Consider the following 13,097-nt stretch of genomic DNA (forward strand, 5'->3'; position numbering starts at 1 on the left):
GCTCTAATCCAGTTTTACCATACGGAGACGCAAAGCATTGATAATGACACTTACGGACGACAGGGACATCGCCGCCGCCGCGAAAATGGGCGACAACAGTACGCCGAAGAGCGGATACAACACCCCCGCGGCAATTGGCACACCAGCAGCGTTATAAACGAAGGCGAAAAACAGGTTCTGCCGAATATTGCGCATGGTCGCCCGCGATAAACGACGGGCTTCCACTATTCCCATCAGATCCCCACGCAGGAGCGTTATCCCGGCGCTTTCGATAGCCACATCGGTACCGGTACCCATTGCTACGCCGACGTCTGCAGCGGCCAGAGCAGGTGCGTCATTAACGCCATCGCCGGCCATCACCACCACCCGTCCCTCATCCCTGAGCCGCTGGACAACCCGTCCTTTGTCCTCAGGTAACACTTCTGCCTCCACCTCATCAATGTTGAGCTTCCTTGCGACAGCTTCGGCGGATGTGCGGTTGTCACCTGTGAGCATTACCACCCTGATTCCCTCTTTCTGTAGCGCTGCAATAGCAGCTTGGGAGGTTTCCTTGATTGGGTCGGCAATGGCCAGCAAGCCGCAGACTTTTCCTTCGACCGCGGCAATGATTACCGTTGCCCCGTCCTGGCGCAGTTGGTCCGCTTCCTGGTCAAAGTCCGTGGTATCAACGTTCTCTGTTTCCATCAGCAAACGGTTGCCCAGCAGAACGCGTTTCCCGTCGATAATACCCGTGACGCCCTTGCCATTGGGGGAGTCAAATTCTTCAGCATCGGGCAGTGTCAGCCCCATCGCCGCTGCTTTCTCCAGAATTGCTTGTGCCAGTGGGTGTTCGCTGCCCTTCTCCAGGCCACCTGCGAAACGCAACAGTTCCTCGTCGGCAAAACCTTTGGCTGGCATAAGCCGGGTAACTTCTGGCCTTCCCTCGGTCAGCGTGCCGGTTTTATCGACCACGACTGTGTCCACCTTTTCCATGCGTTCCAGCGCTTCGGCATCGCGGATGAGCACGCCGCTCTGTGCTCCGCGGCCCACGCCGACCATAATCGACATTGGCGTGGCGAGCCCCAGCGCACAGGGACAGGCGATGATCAGCACACTGACAGCCGCAATCAGGCCAAAGGCCATGGGCGGCGATGGCCCGAAAAACGACCAGACAATGAAGGCTACCAGTGCGATCGCGACGACAATCGGCACGAACCAGCCCGCTACCTTATCGGCCAATCCCTGAATAGGCGCCCGGCTGCGCTGCGCATTGGCAACCATCTGCACAATCTGGGAGAGCATAGTGTCGCGTCCGACCTTGTCGGCACGCATGATGAAGCTGCCTTGCTGGTTGATGCTCCCACCAATCACTGCGTCGCCACTGGTCTTACTGACGGCCAACGGCTCGCCCGTGACCATGGATTCGTCCACGTTCGAACGGCCCTCAAGCACCTCGCCATCCAGCGGTACTTTGTCACCGGGTCGCACCCGCAGCCGGTCACCGACCTTCACTTCGTCCAGCGCAACGTCGGATTCGTCGCCTTGCTCATCAAGCCTCCTGGCCGTAGCCGGAGCGAGATCCAGCAGTGCTTTGATGGCCCCCGAGGTTTTCTCCCGGGCTCGTAATTCCAGAACCTGGCCGAGCAGAACAAGCACCACGATAACGGCAGCAGCTTCGAAATAGACCGCGACTGAACCGTCGTCCTCGCGAAAAGCCGCAGGGAAAACCTGCGGTGCCAGCGTAGCAACCAGACTGTAGATCAGCGCAACCCCGGTGCCGATAGAAATCAGAGTGAACATATTGAGGTTACGGCTGAGCACGGACTTCCACCCACGCACGAAGAACGGCCAGCCACACCAGAGAACAACGGGTGTGGCAAGCACAAGCTGGGCCCAGTTCGAAGTCTGCGTCGCAACAAGGCTTTCACTACCGATGAGGTGGCCGCCCATCTCCAGCAAGAACACAGGAAGGGTCAGGGCCAGGCCGATCCAGAAGCGGCGTGTCATGGAGGTCAGCTCTTCGGACGGCCCGCTCTCTAGGTTCACCTGCTCCGGTTCCAGTGCCATGCCACAGATGGGGCAGTCGCCCGGCCCCTGTTGGCGTATCTCCGGGTGCATCGGGCAGGTGTAAATCGCTTGAGACGCGGTCGAGGCATTCTGTTTCTCCGCCGCGGCGGACTTGTTCCCTGGGTAGCTGTTTTTGAGATAACTGGCAGGGTTCTCGTCAAAGCTAGTCTGACACTCTGATGAACAGAAGTACCAGTCCTGCCCGTCGTGTTGGCTCCGGTGCTTCGTCGTATCAGGATCAACTACCATGCCGCAGACTGGATCTTTTACCGGGACGGGGCTTGGGTCGTGCTGCGGGTGCTGATCGTGAGCGTGCCGATTGGCATGCCCGTGTTTCACCTTCATTTCTCCGCCCTACGCGCTGGCCAGTCCGCGAATGCGAGAAAATAGAGTAGCGCCAGGTTCAACATCGGTATCATGATCAAAATGCCCAGCCAGCCAGAAAAGCCCGCACGCTGGCAGATGCGCCACATCGGCACGACTATCAGAACGGCCATGGCCAGCATCCAGAACCAGTGGCCCGTCCACATCATGTGTCCCCATTCACCTTCTGGTCCCATCATCGCACCGCTCCTGCTGTCCGGTTTTCTGAAAAATTAGAGTTTCGTCGAATTTTTTGCCTACTTTCCGTTCCTGAGATTCCTGGTCACTCCTTTTCAAAACATCATGCGCGCGCCGATTACCGCGAACCAGTTTTCGGTATCCCCGCCCTCGGCTTCAGTCATATCCGCCGCCGCTCCGTATTGCCGCTCGTGGACAACTCCCACATAAGGCGAGAACGAGCGATAGGCCAGGTCGTAGCTCAGCCTTATTCCCGTCTCTGTATGGTTCAGGCCTTCGCCTACTCCCGTTTCCCGATCCTCGTGGAACGCTATACGGGTTTCAAAGCTGGCCGAGGCAATCCAGTAATTGGTGACAAGCAGCTCGTACTCAACTTCAAAGTCCATCGATGCATCGCCTTTGTCGCTCACGAACAAACTGGTGTCCACTTCGAGCCACTGCGGCGCCAGGCCAGTCAGACCCAGGACGCCGTAACGACGGTTCTGCCCTTTTGGCGTATCGACTCGAAGCCCTGCCTTGGCGTCCCAGAACTCGCTTACCGGCGTTTGAATGACGAACTGGTTTTCCAGAGTCTCCCAGGCGCTGTGGGCCTTGTCCCATTCCGCCTCCAGGAGCCAGCGCAGTTTCAGCTCATCGGTTCCGTAAAAGGCATCGCCTTCGATATAGGCCAACTCCTCATCAGTGTCGCTGTAACGGTATTCCAGCTTCTCCGCGGCCAAACCCCAGAAAGTCCTGGCCGTCTGCGTCTCTTTACCACTGATCTCTTCAGCCAACGCCGGCGTAGTCAGTATCAGCGTAGCGAGGATAAAAATCAGCGTCCGCTCGGTGAACGTATGACGATTCATGAGTTACCGCCCCGCTGCTCCGGCCCGCCTTCGACCACGATCTTGCGAAACATCCCGGCTGCGGCGTGATAGGACAAATGGCAGTGAAATGCCCACTCTCCGGGCGCATCAACCTCGGTCTCCATGTAAACGGTGGTCGCGGGCGCAACACTAATGACGTGCTTGAGGGGGTTCCATTTGCCCTCGCCTACATCAAGGATCGACCACATGCCGTGCAGGTGCATCGGGTGCGTCATCATGGTTTCATTGACGAATTTGAAGCGCACCCGCTCACCGTATTGCAGCACGATGGGGTCGGCGTGCTCGTACTTGATACCGTTTATGCTCCACTCATAGCGCTCCATGTTACCCGTCAGTCGCAATTCGATTTCGCGGGTTGGGTCGCGCTCTTCGTAAAGTGGATGCTGAGCCTTGAGGTCACTGTAGGAGAGGAATTTACCGCCGTTGGCAGCCACCGGCGACAAACCGCTGCCGCTCGCATAGAACGGATCGGTCGGCAACGCATTGCCACTGCTGTGCCCCATGCCGGCGTGGTCCATGCCCGCCATTTCGTGGTTCATCCCTTCGTCAGCCACTTCGCGCTGCCCCATTGCTGCATGATCCATTGCTTCATGGTTCATTGCTGGATGACCCATTGCTTCGTGGTCCATTCCTTGATGGTCCATGTGCCCGGCCATGTCCGCCATTGTCAGTAGCGGCGCCTCACGCAATTCCGGCACCTGCGCTTCCATACCTTCCTCTGGAGCAAGCGTTCCCCGTGCGTACCCGGATCGACCCATGGATTCGGCGAATATGGTGTAGGCTTTTTCATCCTTGATGCGGACGATTACGTCGTAGGTTTCGGCCACGCCGATCCGGAATTCGTCGACCGTTACCGGCTGCACATTGTTGCCGTCAGCCTGCACCACGGTCATTTCCAGTCCGGGTATGCGGACGTCGAAATAGGTCATGGCGGAGGAATTGATAAAGCGAAGACGAACACGTTCCCCCGGCTTGAAAAGCCCGGTCCAGTTCTGCGCCGGACCCTTGCCATTGATCAGCCCGGTGAATCCCTGCACATCCTCGACATCCGCTTTCATCATGCGCATACCGCCCCACATCAGCCGATCCTTTAGCGTCGCAAAAAAGCCCTGCTCTGCAGCTTCGCCAATGAAATCGCCGACCGTTTGCTGGTGCCGGTTGTAATAGTCTGCCGAGGTTTTCAGATTGCGCATTATGCGATCCCCGGAATGGGGATGCTTGTCCGTTAGCTGAACCACATAATCGCGGTCATATCGAAAAGGTTCGCGGTCCTCGGGCTCGATCACGATTGCGCCATAGGCACCGTTAGGTTCCTGAAAGCCGGAATGGCTGTGGAACCAGTAAGTGCCCGCCTGTGCAATGGGAAATTCGTAAGTGAAGGTCTCACCGGGTTTTATGCCGGGAAAACTTATGCCCGGGACGCCGTCCTGTTCAAACGGCAGAATAAGGCCGTGCCAGTGTACTGAGGTCATTTCATCCAGATTATTGGTAACGTTTATCGTCGCCACCTCCCCTTCCTTGAAACGCAATGTCGGTCCCGGCGACGCCCCGTTGTAGCCAATACCTTCCTCCACGAAGTCGCCGGTATCAATCTGGACTTTGTCGACGGTGATGTCGTATTGAGCGCCAATCGCTACTGCTGGCAGAAGGCAAAAGAAGAGGCCAGCCACAAGTTGTTTATTCATGGGGGCGCACCTGCTCATTCAAACTCGACATTGCCATACATTCCGGCCTGGTAATGCCCTGGAACATTGCAGGCAAACTCGAGGTCGGCAGGTTTCGCGAATGTCCAGACCAGCTCCTTTGTCTCGCCCGGTTCCAGCAAAACGCTATTGGCATCGTCATGCTTCATGGTATGACCGTTGCCCATATCCATGTTCATTCTGTCGTGGTTGATTTTGTCACCCTGGATTACGCCATGCGCTACCATCATCTCCATTTCCTGTTGATGAGCTTCGTGCATTGATGGCGTGTTGATATTGAACTCGTGAACCAGTCCGCCCTTATTCACCACAACAAACCGCACTGTTTCCCCGGGTTTGACCTCAACTGATTCCGGCTCATAGTAGTTGTCGTGCATTTCGACTGTAATGGTGCGGGAAACGTCGGACGCCTGCCCTGCTGCGCCAGTTTCCGCGTTGTGCCCGTGGCCTTGCGGTCCGGCAAAGGCCACCGACACAACTGATATTGTGAGAGCTGAGATGAAAAGTCTGGCTGCATTCATGGTTTCGTTCTCCGGTAGGCGCGAGGGCCGCCTGTCATTAAGGCTTACAAGTTGAGCTAGCGTAAGAAACTGCTGGTACCATCTCGCACCAACCTGAATCCATTCTGAAAAACGCAAAATATTGTGTTCCAGGCTCAGTTAAGGTTGTTATAGGGCGCTGGAATATCCTCGAAACGTATAAGGTACCGCTGATGCGACTGCTACTCGTCGAAGACGATCGCCTCTTAGCCGACGGACTTGCCAGCCAGCTTGGCAAAGCAGGTTTCAGCGTCGATATTGCACGTACCGCGAACGAGGCCCGGGTACTGGGCCAGCAGGAAAACTACCGTGTGGGCATACTCGATCTGGGCCTACCCGACGGCAACGGGCTGGAGGTTTTGAAGAGCTGGCGCGGCACAAAAGTAAACTTTCCTGTGCTGATCCTTACCGCCAGAGGGGACTGGCAGGACAAGGTGAACGGGCTGAAGGCCGGCGCAGATGATTATCTTGCAAAGCCCTTCCAGGCCGAAGAATTGATTGCTCGACTCAATGCTATTGTTCGGCGAAGCGAAGGCAGGGTCCACTCTTCTGTCAGAGCCGGATCCTTTGAACTGGATGAGGATCGGCAGATTCTGAAGCTGGAGGATGGTTCTGAGCACAGCCTTACCGGCACCGAGTTTCGGCTGCTTCGCTGTCTGATGAGCAGACCGGGGCATGTTTTCTCAAAAGAGCAGCTGATGGAGCAACTCTACAGTCTCAACGAAAGCCCAAGCGAGAATGTGATTGAGGCGTACATCCGGCGGTTGAGGAAACTTGTTGGGGCGCATAGCATTTCCACCCGGCGAGGCCAGGGGTACGTGTTCAATGCCCAGGTTTAGAAAACCGGCCTCGGTGAAGGGCGCTCTGCTAGCCCTTCTCTTGCCCGCAGGTATCGGTCTGATGGCTTTGGCCTGGCTCATACACGGGTTGTTGCTGGAGCGCATGTCCCGGGAGTTTCTGGAAGGCCGCCTGCAAGATGAAGTGACTTTTCTGGAACATCGCCTTCGCGAAGACAACGGCCGAGTTGATGAACTGCAAACCGGCGATTACTTTCAGGAAGTCTTCCATCATGCATTTGCGATCCAGTCACCTAACGCAACAGTTATTTCACCTGAGGGGTGGGCACCTTTACTGGAACCCTTAATTCATGCCGAAGTCGACGGGACCATACGTGCAGAAGGCACAGCACTGGCAGGTACACCCAACAATATCCTTGCCCACAGGACAACGTTCCGTATAGGCAACAGGCCATTCGTCGTGATTGTCGCGGAGGATCTGGAGGCACTGGAACGTAGTCAGGCGGAATTGCATGCCTGGACGGCCGTAATTTCAGTGGTACTGATCCTGCTGCTTGTCGGCGCGATCTGGGTCGGCATCAATCTATCCATGCGCCCCGTGGATTCGCTTCAGGCTGCGTTGAAGCGTCTTCAGGCTGGCGATATGTCCCGTATTACCGTACAGGGACCAGAAGAATTTCGCCCGCTTGTACAGCAGCTCAATCTGCTGCTTGACTCTCTGGATCAGCGGTTGGCGCGCTCTCGAGAGGCCTTGGCGAACCTGTCCCATAGCGTTAAAACGCCGATCGCTGCGCTACGCCAGATTCTGGAGGACACCACCCGACCCCTGAATGATGACCTTCGTCACCAAATGGCGTCGAGACTTGATGATATAGACAGACAGCTTGAGGCAGAACTGCGCAGAGGCCAGTTTGCCGGGCCTCAGGTCGGGAAACGGGGGTGCCCGGTGAAGCAGGCTCGCGAACTGCTCTGGATGCTAGGACGTCTCTATCCCGAAAAATCGTTCGAGCTCTCAACTAAGCTGGCCGAAGAGAGCCGATGGGCAATTGAAGAGAACGACTTGAACGAGATTATGGGAAATCTCATCGATAACGCTGGTAAGTGGGCCGTTCGCTACGTCGAACTTATGCTGGAGCAAAGTGAACAGTCACTGTGCATCATTGTCACAGACGACGGACCGGGGGTTAACGAAAACGCCCTGGCCGCTTTAGGGCAGCGCGGTCTCCGACTGGACGAACAGACGCCAGGACACGGATTGGGTCTGGCGATCGTTTGCGATATCGTCGACCGATACGGCGGCGAGACCCGCTTTTCCCGCGCTCCAGCGGGTGGCCTAAGGGTGAGCACTACCTTTCATCGTGATTGTCGCACTTCCGCCTGAACAGGTCCTTAACGTTTAAGAAACAGCCAGAAAGCGTCATGAAACTGTAGCAGGGACGCTTCAGACTCGAAGGTCATTTTCGACCAATCGGGCTGTATGACCGAACTACGTGATCTCACCCACATTACCTGTGTTCCGGAGCAGCGTTCGCGCCGCGACAAAGCGCTCCAGCAGCAGGTGCGCAGCTTTCTGCCGGAGCTGGATCAGCTTGAACGCCTGCTTGCAGAGGCACCGCCTCAGTTTTCGGCGAATGTCATAGGCCACTCGTGCGTTGCAGAGCACCGCCTTCCGCTTTATCAGGTCAAGGTCGGTAACGCAGCGCCGGAGAGCCCCGTTTTGCTGCTGGTTGGCGGCGTACACGGCCTGGAGCGAATAGGCTCCCGTGTGGTCATGGAGTGGCTGAGGACGTTAAGCAAGCGCCTGCAATGGGATCAGCACCTGAGCGCACTGCTGGACCGAGTCCAGCTTGTCGCAATTCCGCTACTGAATCCGGGCGGGATGTTGCTCAATCAGCGTGGCAATCCAGCCGGCGTCGACCTGATGCGCAACGCGCCTATCGCCGCCCAGGATCCAAGTACATTCATGCTGGGCGGACAGCGCCTGTCGCCATATCTGCCGTGGTATATGGGCAAGCCCGGCCAACCGATGGAGCCCGAGAACATCGCTTTGCAGGCGGTTATCGACGAGCTTCTGACCAATCGGCCCTTCAGCCTGTCGCTCGACTGCCATTCGGGTTTCGGCTGGCAGGACCAGCTCTGGTTCCCCTACGCCTACCGTCGGCGCCCCATGCGTAAACTCGATTCGGTGTTTGCTCTCAAATTGCTGTGGGAGCAGGCATACCCCCACCACAACTATGTCATCGAGCCACAGTCCCGCCACTATCTCACTCACGGCGACCTGTGGGACTATTTTTACAAGCGGCACAACCGCCGGGGCGCTGGCAACTACATACCGCTAACACTCGAGATGGGTTCCTGGCGCTGGATCCGCAAGCGCCCGCGACAGCTGCTCAAGCTTGAGGGCTTGTTCAACCCGCTTGTGCCGCATCGCTTGCAACGTGTACTCCGTAGTCATCTGACGCTGTTCAACTTCCTGCTTGAGGCAACCGCACAGCATGAGAACTGGCTTCCTCACGGGTCCCATGCTCAGACCCTGAGGCAGGCGGCCATACGGCACTGGTATCCCTACGAAACCGAGTTCTGACCGCCGGAGATAGAAGCCTATGAACTGGCTCTTGCTGAGGGGGCTTGCCCGGGAAAAAGCACATTGGGGTGAATTTGGGGAGCGCCTGTCTCGTGCGCGGCCGGGCGACGCTGTGTTCATGCAAGATCTCCCGGGTACGGGGGAGCTCTATCGCGAGCGATCCCCGAGTTCAGTTGCCGAGATCAGGCACTGGGTGCAGGCTGCCACAACCCACCTGCCCCGGCCGCTGGGCTTAATCGGCATGTCACTGGGCGGAATGGTCGCCATAGACTGGGCCTTCAGCCGTCCCGCCGATCTCGCCGGGGTTGTGCTGATCGGCACGAGCACGGCCCTTAGCAGGCCCTGGGACCGCATGAAGCCGGCAAACTGGTTCAGAGTCATCCGGCTGCTTGCGTCCGGGAATCAGGCCCGACGAGAGCGCGAAATATTACGGCTGACCAGTAACAGGCCTGTGCATGAGGCTCTGGAGGCCTCCTGGGTTGCCATCCAGCGGCAACACCCGGTTTCCCGTGCAAATGTCATGCGTCAGTTGTATGCGGCGGCACGGTTTGAGGCTCCATCGCGGTGCCCCGACGTGCCGGGCCTGCTGCTGGTGAGCACGGCCGACCGGTTGGTCGACTACCGCTGTACCCAGCAACTGGCTCTGGCCTGGGGCTGGCCACAGGCCCTTCATTTTACTGCCGGTCATGATCTGGTTCTGGATGATCCCGACTGGGTGGTCGACCAGATCTGCGGATCCCTACAACCGTCGTACGGCCCATCAAGGTGGCAGCTTTAGACTTTGACTGGAGCTTGGCTGATACACCCGAACTGTCACTGGTCCGTCGCATTTCGTTCATTTGCGTGCAACATCGACCTTTTAGGCTTACCCCAGTGTCTCAACGGAGGGGTTACCGCCTATGCAAGCTGGGTCAATACAGGTCCTACCGGGCCGCGTTCTTGAGGCAGGCGTAGCAACAAATGCCTCGCAGCTTCTTGCGGCACAGCGGCTACGCTATGACGTGTTTTCTGCTGAATACGGGGCTGACCTGGATGCCCACGCAGGGCTCGACAGTGACCGCTTCGATGACCATTGCATCCATTTCATTGTCAGGGATGTTGAATCGTCGAAGGTCGTGGCGACCTCCAGGTTGCTGCTCGACCGGGACATCACAGAAACCGATGGCTTCTATTCCGAGACAGAGTTTGAACTGGCTGCACTCAAGGCCACCCCAGGTTCGTTTGCCGAACTGGGCAGAACCTGCGTCCACCCCGACTATCGACGTACGTCAGCGCTGAGCCAGCTTTGGTCAGCCGTTTATGCCTGTTTGCTTGAAAATGACGTCGATTACCTGATCGGCTGTGCCAGCATCAGCATGATTGACGGCGGGCATAGAGCGTGGATGGTTGCCCAGCAACTGCAACAACACCATCTTGTTGAGCCACAATTTGTGGTTCAGCCCCGTCGCGAGCTTCCCCACATCGCGTTTAGCTCCGGACGCGTCAGGGCTGTTGCCGTACCCCCGCTGATCCGAATCTATCTGAAGCTTGGCGCCCAGGTTTGTGGTCGCCCTTGCTGGGACCCAAGCTTTCGCTGCGCGGACCTGTTGATGTTGCTGAGAGTGGGTGGTCTTGGCGAAAGGCATGCCCGTCGTTTCAGGCGATCCTGATGGATGAGCTGGAGCGGGCAGTGTCAGCAAGGTCAGGGTCGCCCGGGCTGTCTGTGCAATTTGAGGATCAGAGCACCAGGACGGGGCTGATGGGAATAGCCAGAGTCAGCGTCCGACTGCCTTTATTTTGCCTGTTCCTGGCAGTCTCTAGCGCAACATTGCTTCTCTTCTGTGTAGTGGACCGCGTCCGGCGGCGGCCTGTCAACCGGGCCCCTTTTACCCGTGGTTTTCTGACAGTACTGTGCCGATTACTCGGTTTTCGTATCCATATTCATGGGCATCCGCTAGAGCAGCCGGCCCTGCTGGTCAGCAACCACGTTTCCTGGACAGATATTGCCGTGCTGGGATCGTGTTCACCCGTTTGTTTTCTGGCCAAGCGCGAAGTCAGGCGTTGGCCTTTGATTGGCTGGGTGGCCCAGCAAATCGGTACCGTTTTCATCGAACGCTCCGCGGGTAGAGCGGCCGAAGTGCGGGCTCAGATCGGGTCGCTGCTCCGGCAAAAACAACAGGTTATTATTTTTCCTGAAGGCACAACGACCGACGGGACAGCGGTGCGGCCCTTCCATCGGCCTTTGCTCGCGGCGGCGATCGAGGCCTGCGTTCCGGTTCAGGCTATAACCCTCGCTTACCGTCGTAACGGGGCGATCGACAGAATCGTCCCCTTTGTGGGCGAAGACGCTTTCCAGCGCCATTTACCCAGAGTGCTGAGCCAGCGTGCGCTGGAGGTGCATGTCATCTTCCATCCGCCGGTACTCGCTGAAGCAGAGGATAATCCCGGCCGACTCGCAAAGACGCTTCACCTCCAGGTGAGCGAAGGGCTTGGCCAGCTGCACAACATGATACGGACAGGCTCTTAGCAGGGGTTTGGGCAGGGGTCAGTAGCCGGCTGACTTAGTAGCACCCTGACCCGACTTCGACAGGGCCGGGAACCGCTCCTATACTTGATAGTCAAAGGGTCCGAATAAAATGAACCCGGTCTCATATTTGAGAGGACGCGCTGGCGAAGTTCCAGGTCAAGGTCATACTTGAAGCATTGGAATTTAATGCCAAAACGATTGTGACGAGCTGACGTCTAGCGTATTCCCGGGTGCCTAAGGGCACAGGAGGCAATCAATGAAGTATCCGTTCTCGTTGCACGGTGTTTTCCCGATGAATGGCGTAGCTCTGGCAGTAGCATTGTCGCTGGCCAGTGGAGCACATGCACAGCTTGAACCGTTGGATGAAGGCGACATGAGGGACGTTACCGGCGGATCAGCGTTGCAGTACTCTGCGACAGACATCAGTTACAACCTCAGTCAACTAACCGGTGTGAACTATCGGGCCAGGCTTCTGGGCCTCGGCGGGTACGAACGTACAGAAACGCGCACACCCACTGAGCGCGTCAATGCAACGGTGCACCGGCTACAGATCAATGGCACCGGTGAGCTACACGCCCATGCTGAGGAGTTCACCCTCGGTGACTACGGCGGCAGCAATAATTCCATCTATAAAAACGCCGGCCAGGGCGTTCCCGACAATGAGTTCGAGAATTTCGGTTTCGGTAACAGTGCCGATGATCCTTTCTACTTCGAAGACCCTTACATCGAAGTACAGAAGCAGCGACACGCCGATGGGAGCGAAAGCATCAGGGGTGTTCGTATCGGTTTCGGTAAGGCCGAGGGTCACGTGCCGCTTACCATCAACTCGACCACCGGCTATATCTCGACGCTGAGTCTGATGCCGGACCTAGGTGGTATCGTTAAGGCACAGGTTTACGGGACAGGCACCAAGGACACCTTTGTGAGCCTGCTGAACAAGATTCCTGATGGCACTGGCAACTATCCCCAGTCTGGTTCTTCGTTAGCGCCGAGTAACACCAGCGGAGCCCTCAATGCGGGACTCGGCACATTGCTAGACCCCATAACCGGTCTGCTGGATCCGTTGTTGAATCCGCTGGGCATTGACCCCAGCCTGCAGCGTCCCGGTGGTAAGGAGCTTAACCTTTCCCACGTCCGCAGCCTGGATTTCCATAATATGGAGAATTTCTATATCTCCCTGACACAGGGCGGCGGTAACTCGTTCGTCAATGACGACGGCTCTATCAACGGTGCGCTCTGGTCACAGCATATAGGGTCCAACGCGGTCATTCCTAAGACCCGCGCAGACCTTCCCGGCTTTAATATGGTTATGCCGTTCAACGATCCCAGCAACCCCCAGCAGGGATTCGTCGAGGCACATGTTGATATGGTCCCTGCCCTGTCCCAGATTCTCCTGGGGGTAGGCGACAACAATCCCAGACAGAGCTATCAGCCCGTGTTCTGAATGCGTTAGCCCATGCCGTAAAAAAAGCCTGAACGCCTTAAACGTTCAGGC

General features: G+C 57.2%; 12 protein-coding genes. 7 read left to right on the forward strand and 5 right to left on the reverse strand.

Annotation, left to right across the window (positions count from 1 at the left end; all coding sequences use genetic code 11):
* Window positions 1-3: 3 nt before the first annotated feature.
* The 5 genes from soil367_RS08785 to soil367_RS08805 form a co-directional block, all read right to left on the reverse strand.
* Window positions 4-2,391, reverse strand: coding sequence for a heavy metal translocating P-type ATPase (locus soil367_RS08785; protein ID WP_136548744.1), 2,388 nt, complete (start codon window positions 2,389-2,391; stop codon window positions 4-6).
* Entirely contained in the window at window positions 2,388-2,609 is a 222-nt protein-coding gene (locus soil367_RS08790; RefSeq protein ID WP_136548745.1) for a hypothetical protein, read from the reverse strand. The genes soil367_RS08785 and soil367_RS08790 overlap by 4 nt, the downstream gene beginning before the upstream one ends.
* Window positions 2,610-2,702: 93 nt before the next feature.
* On the reverse strand, window positions 2,703-3,452 hold the full coding sequence (locus soil367_RS08795) for a copper resistance protein B (RefSeq protein WP_136548746.1): 750 nt from the start codon (window positions 3,450-3,452) through the stop codon (window positions 2,703-2,705).
* Window positions 3,449-5,158, reverse strand: coding sequence for a copper resistance system multicopper oxidase (locus tag soil367_RS08800; protein ID WP_136548747.1), 1,710 nt, complete (start codon window positions 5,156-5,158; stop codon window positions 3,449-3,451). Before soil367_RS08800 ends, soil367_RS08795 begins: the two co-directional genes overlap by 4 nt.
* A 14-nt stretch (window positions 5,159-5,172) precedes the next feature.
* Window positions 5,173-5,697, reverse strand: a complete 525-nt coding sequence (locus tag soil367_RS08805; RefSeq protein WP_136548748.1) for a cupredoxin domain-containing protein — start codon at window positions 5,695-5,697, stop codon at window positions 5,173-5,175.
* 191 nt (window positions 5,698-5,888) lie between these two features.
* Here soil367_RS08805 and soil367_RS08810 point away from each other — a divergent pair, with 191 nt between their 5' ends.
* From soil367_RS08810 to soil367_RS08840, 7 genes are all read left to right on the forward strand, one after another.
* Entirely contained in the window at window positions 5,889-6,554 is a 666-nt protein-coding gene (locus tag soil367_RS08810; RefSeq protein WP_136548749.1) for a response regulator transcription factor, read from the forward strand.
* Complete coding sequence (locus soil367_RS08815; protein ID WP_136548750.1) at window positions 6,541-7,893, forward strand: ATP-binding protein; 1,353 nt, start codon at window positions 6,541-6,543, stop codon at window positions 7,891-7,893. The genes soil367_RS08810 and soil367_RS08815 overlap by 14 nt, the downstream gene beginning before the upstream one ends.
* Before the next feature lie 96 nt (window positions 7,894-7,989).
* Window positions 7,990-9,096: a M14 family zinc carboxypeptidase gene (locus soil367_RS08820; protein WP_136548751.1), complete on the forward strand. Its 1,107-nt coding sequence runs from the start codon at window positions 7,990-7,992 to the stop codon at window positions 9,094-9,096.
* A 19-nt stretch (window positions 9,097-9,115) separates the two neighbouring features.
* Window positions 9,116-9,874 (forward strand): alpha/beta hydrolase, encoded by a 759-nt coding sequence (locus soil367_RS08825; protein ID WP_136548752.1) that lies wholly within the window; start codon window positions 9,116-9,118, stop codon window positions 9,872-9,874.
* A gap of 121 nt (window positions 9,875-9,995) precedes the next feature.
* Window positions 9,996-10,745, forward strand: coding sequence for a GNAT family N-acetyltransferase (locus soil367_RS08830; RefSeq protein WP_136548753.1), 750 nt, complete (start codon window positions 9,996-9,998; stop codon window positions 10,743-10,745).
* 89 nt (window positions 10,746-10,834) lie between these two features.
* Window positions 10,835-11,602 carry a lysophospholipid acyltransferase family protein gene (locus soil367_RS08835; protein ID WP_172962307.1) on the forward strand — a complete coding sequence of 256 codons (768 nt, stop codon included), beginning with the start codon at window positions 10,835-10,837 and terminating at the stop codon, window positions 11,600-11,602.
* Window positions 11,603-11,858: 256 nt separating this feature from the next.
* Entirely contained in the window at window positions 11,859-13,046 is a 1,188-nt protein-coding gene (locus tag soil367_RS08840; protein WP_136548755.1) for a hypothetical protein, read from the forward strand.
* Window positions 13,047-13,097: the final 51 nt, after the last annotated feature.

The organism is Hydrocarboniclastica marina, from assembly GCF_004851605.1.
GTDB classification, from domain to species: Bacteria; Pseudomonadota; Gammaproteobacteria; order Pseudomonadales; family Oleiphilaceae; genus Hydrocarboniclastica; species Hydrocarboniclastica marina.